This window comes from Streptomyces smaragdinus, from assembly GCF_009604385.1.
Lineage (GTDB): Bacteria > Actinomycetota > Actinomycetes > Streptomycetales > Streptomycetaceae > Streptomyces > Streptomyces smaragdinus.
Window position 1 is genome coordinate 1 of record NZ_WEGJ01000097.1, and the last position, 1,514, is coordinate 1,514.

A 1,514-nucleotide genomic window follows, 5' to 3' on the forward strand; every position below is an offset into this window, starting at 1 on the left:
GGCTGGGGCTGCGGGGCCTGGGTGGGTGCGGGCTGGGGGGCGGGGGGTGCGGTCTGCGGTCGGGCCGGCCCTGGGCGCTCGCCCATTGCCGCGCGGGCCGCGTCCGGGCCGGGGCGATGGCCCTCCGGTCCCGGTACGTACCCCAGCTCGGGCGGCGGCAGCGGCGTACCGCTCACCGCCTGCCGCTCCAGGCGGTCGAGCCGCGCCTGTACGGACCGCTCGTCCCCGTACGCGGCGGGCAGCAGCACCCGGGCGCAGATGAGCTCGAGCTGCAGCCGCGGCGACGTGGCGCCGCGCATCTCCGTCAGCCCCTCGCTGACCAGGTCCGCGGCCCGGCTGAGCTCCGCCGCGCCGAACGTCTCCGCCTGCGCCCGCATCCGCTCCAGCACGTCGTCGGGGACGTCGATGAGCCCCTTGGCGCCCGCGTCGGGCACCGCGGCGAGGATCACGAGGTCCCGCAGCCGCTCGAGCAGGTCGGCGACGAACCGCCGCGGATCGTTGCCCCCCTCGATGACCCGGTCCACGACCTCGAACGCGGCGGCCCCGTCACCCGACGCGAAGGCGTCGACGACGGAGTCCAGCAGCGCCGACTCGGTGTACCCGAGCAGGGACGTCGCCATGGCATACGTCACACCGTCCGCGCCCGCGCCGGCCAGCAGCTGGTCCATCACGGACATGGAGTCCCGTACGGACCCCGCCCCGGCCCGTACCACCAGCGGCAGCACGGACTCCTCGACGGCGATCCGCTCCTCGCCGCAGACCTCGGCGAGATAGTCCCGCAGCGTCCCGGGGGGGACGAGCCGGAACGGATAGTGATGGGTCCGCGACCGGATGGTCCCGATGACCTTCTCGGGCTCTGTCGTCGCGAAGATGAACTTCAGATGCTCCGGGGGCTCCTCGACGACCTTCAGCAGGGCGTTGAACCCCGCCGAGGTGACCATGTGGGCCTCGTCGATGATGTAGATCTTGTACCGGCTGGCGGCGGGTCCGAAGAAGGCCTTCTCCCGCAGCTCACGGGCGTCGTCCACGCCACCGTGCGACGCGGCGTCGATCTCGATGACGTCGATCGACCCGGGCCCGTTGCGCGACAGGTCCAGACACGACCGGCACTCCCCGCAGGGGGTGGGCGTGGGGCCCTGCTCACAGTTCAGACAGCGGGCGAGGATCCGCGCGCTGGTGGTCTTGCCGCACCCCCGTGGACCGCTGAACAGATACGCGTGGTTGACCCGGTTGTTCCGCAGCGCCTGCTGCAGCGGACCGGTCACGTGGTCCTGCCCGATGACCTCGGCGAAGGTCTCGGGGCGATAACGGCGATAGAGGGCTAGCTGCGACACGCCTCCGACGATATCGGTGCCCGCCGACAAGTGAGTCCCCCCACAGCTCCCCCGGGCACGCAAGCGCCCCCCACGCACCCGCCAGAGCTCACCTACCCTTGCTGCCTTCCGGCCCTGGGGGAGTTCAGCGAGATGACGCCGCGTGAGGGGCAGCCCCCAGCGTACCCCACCCCCACAGCC

The 1,514-nt window shown here is 72.5% G+C and carries 1 protein-coding gene and 1 other RNA gene; both read right to left on the reverse strand.

Annotation, left to right across the window (positions count from 1 at the left end; translation table 11 throughout):
• The coding region (locus SRB5_RS35720) for a DNA polymerase III subunit gamma and tau (protein WP_323379059.1) at positions 1-1,334 on the reverse strand (1,334 nt) is incomplete at its 3' end.
• Between the two features lie 58 nt (positions 1,335-1,392).
• An RNA gene (gene ffs / locus SRB5_RS35725) (signal recognition particle sRNA small type) lies at positions 1,393-1,489 on the reverse strand.
• Between the last annotated feature and the right edge of the window lie 25 nt (positions 1,490-1,514).